2 protein-coding genes and 2 pseudogenes are annotated in these 1,925 nt (G+C 76.3%); 3 read left to right on the top strand and 1 reads right to left on the bottom strand.

What is annotated here, in order from left to right; translation table 11 throughout:
* Positions 1 to 46 precede the first annotated feature (46 nt).
* A pseudogene (locus GUY61_RS42050) lies at positions 47 to 268 on the top strand (ornithine decarboxylase); the annotation flags it as partial.
* 294 nt (positions 269 to 562) lie between these two features.
* Here GUY61_RS42050 and GUY61_RS41715 read toward each other — a convergent pair.
* Positions 563 to 685: a hypothetical protein gene (locus tag GUY61_RS41715; protein ID WP_313897040.1), complete on the bottom strand. Its 123-nt coding sequence runs from the start codon at positions 683 to 685 to the stop codon at positions 563 to 565.
* Positions 686 to 1,006: 321 nt separating this feature from the next.
* Between GUY61_RS41715 and GUY61_RS40995 the strand changes: the two genes are divergently transcribed.
* Positions 1,007 to 1,405 (top strand): ATP-binding protein, encoded by a 399-nt coding sequence (locus GUY61_RS40995; protein WP_313897039.1) that lies wholly within the window; start codon positions 1,007 to 1,009, stop codon positions 1,403 to 1,405.
* Positions 1,406 to 1,560: 155 nt separating this feature from the next.
* Positions 1,561 to 1,925, top strand: a pseudogene (locus GUY61_RS37880) (short-chain dehydrogenase); the annotation flags it as partial.

The raw sequence follows: 1,925 nt of genomic DNA, 5'->3' as shown, positions 1-1,925 counted from the left end.
CCTCCACTCCCGGTCTTCCGCCCCGGCGCCGGGGCAGTCGGCCACCATGCACCACTCGAAGGCGCCCGTACTCGACGCCTTGGCCGCCTACCACGCCACCGGCCAGACCCCTTTCACCCCGCCCGGCCACAAGCAGGGCCGCGGCGCCGACCCGCGCGCACGGGCAGCCCTCGGTGACGCGGTCTTCCGCTCCGACATGCTCGCCACCAGCGGGCTCCGGGTGTCCTGGGAGCGGGCGGTGGACCGGATCAGCGCCGACATGCTCACCCCCTACCCCCCGGGCATCCCCGCCGTGGTGCCGGGCGAGCGCATGAAGCACGCAAGCACCGTGCCGCCGGCACGGCCCAGCGCGGCGCGCACGGCCGGCGCCGCGCCCAGACCGGCCGCGGCGATCAGGTTGTGCCCGCAGGCGTGCCCCAGGCCGGCAGCGCGTCGAACTCCATCAGCAGTGCCACGCGGGGACCGGCGCCGCCGTCCGTGCGCCCGACGAACGCGGTCGGCACCCCGGCCACCCCGTGTGCACGACCAGGAACCCCTCCCGTTCCAGCTCCGCCGTCAGCAGCTATGTGCGGAACGCCGTCTCCGGGTCCGCGCGCAGGGCCAGGGCCAGGTCCCACAACCGGTCCGCGCGGGCGGCGATCTCCTTGCCGACACGACCGTAGACGGCACCCGGACTGTCAGGCACGCCGACCGACCTCCCCCGTACGCAGCGCCTCCGCACCGCGAGACCCCGGAGGCCACGGCGGCCTTCCGCACCCGGCGCCACCGCCTCACCGGGGCGAGTTCCACCGATCGGGACATGAATGCCCGCGGCGCGGGCAGCGGCGTGTTGCGGATCCGCTGCGGCGCTGGGACACACCCGATTCCCGCGCGGGTGAGAATGGGGGGCCGAAGGGCACCCGTTCGGGTGCCGGGAGGTGGCGCGCCGCCCGATCGGGACCGGGTACGCGCGAGGCGGAGAGCAGGTTGGCGAGTGGAGGACGGGGCGGCGGCGTACGGAGCCGCGGTGGAGCCGCTGCGAGCGGTCGCGGCCTATGCGGGCAGCGCCGGGGCGATCGCGTCGGCACGCGATTTCACGGGCACGTTCCTGGACCGGGCCCGGAACCTCGGCCCGGTGGCCGTGACCGGGCGGCAGGCCGACGCCGCCCGCCTGGTGGTCAGCGAGCTGGTCACCAACGCCGTCAAGTACGCGCCGGGGCCGTGCTGGGTCGAGCTGGAGATGACGGAGGGCGCGCTGGCCATCTCCGTCTGCGACACCGCGGCGCTGGTGCCGGTGGCGCGGGCCCCGGACGCCGCCCGGATCGGGCAGCACGGGCTGGAGATCGTCCTCGCGGTCTGCGACGGTCTCGACGTCGAACACCGGGCCGACGGCAAGCGGGTCAGGGCGCGGATAGCGCTGAAGTGACGGCCCGGCCGTCGGGGGTCGTCCCCGCGGGCCCTGAGCCCTGGCGGTCCGTGGCAGTGCGAGTGCCGGCGCGACCCTCCACCGTGCTGCCCCCGACCATCGACACACCGTTTTTCCGGCACGTCGCGAACCGTACGGGCCGCGAGGTGCGGGCCATGCCGCCCGTGTACACACCGGAGCTGGTCGCACGCGCGATCCGCAGACTCGTCCGCAGGCCCCGCCGGGAGAAGGCGGTCGGCGCGCTCGGGCGCGGGCTGGTGCTCCAGGCGAGGCTCGCCCCCGGGCTGACGGAGAAGCTCCTCGCCCTGAAGGTCGACCGGACGCACTTCACCGGCGAGCCGGCCTCGGACAGCGACGGAACCCTGTACGCGCCGCCGTCCGAGGCCGACGGCACGCACGGAGGCTGGCACGGCACCGGCCGCAGCGCGGGCCGCCGGCTGACGGCCCTGGCCCTCGCCGGCACGGCCGCGGCGGGCACCGCGGGCCGCCTCCGCAACGGCACCCCCACCCGCGCCCACGC

It is taken from the genome of Streptomyces sp. GC420 (assembly GCF_009916105.1).
GTDB lineage: Bacteria > Actinomycetota > Actinomycetes > Streptomycetales > Streptomycetaceae > Streptomyces.
This window is presented reverse-complemented; position numbering and strand designations above follow the sequence as displayed.